This window comes from Vibrio sp. 1249-1 (assembly GCF_033340495.1).
In genome coordinates, this window is sequence record NZ_JAWOWJ010001062.1 from 1 (window position 1) to 541 (window position 541).

Below are 541 nucleotides of genomic sequence, written 5' to 3' on the forward strand. Positions count from 1 at the left end.
AATAGTAGTCGTGTTTCTAAAAGTCCGCGTTTTTTCCATGGCATTGTCTCTGCTGCAAAGCTCGAAGGCCAGAGAGTGATGAATTCTCATAATGGAGAAAACTACAAAAATATTGAAATTATTGTTGAACCGAAAGTTAAGTTCGCAGCGTACAGAAATAATTGTAAAATCTTTCAGAAGAAAAATATAAAAGACATTATTTCCGAAGTGCTTTCAGAGCATGGTGTTGCATTTAAATTTGAACTAAAAAATACGTATCCCCAATATTCCTACAAAGTTCAGTATGAAGAATCTGATCTTGCTTTTGTTCAGCGCCTCCTAGCCGAAGAAGGGCTCTCTTTTTGCTTTAGTCACTCTAAATCATCCCATGTCCTAGATATTTTTGATGATGTAAGCTTTTACAAACCCAGTCCTGAGTTTATGGTCGATTTCGATACAGGCAGTTCAGAGTCGAGTCACATTTCTGCTTGGAACGAAACACAAGTTTTAACGACTAAATCAAGCCAGAAGTCTGGCTTCAATATGCTAAAACCAGCCTCAC

The 541-nt window shown here is 37.5% G+C and carries 1 protein-coding gene; it reads left to right on the forward strand.

Annotated features, from left to right (window positions below; translation table 11 throughout):
- Positions 1 to 541, forward strand: a 541-nt coding sequence (locus R7Z50_RS30470; RefSeq protein WP_318150146.1) for a contractile injection system protein, VgrG/Pvc8 family, incomplete at both ends; no start/stop codon positions are given.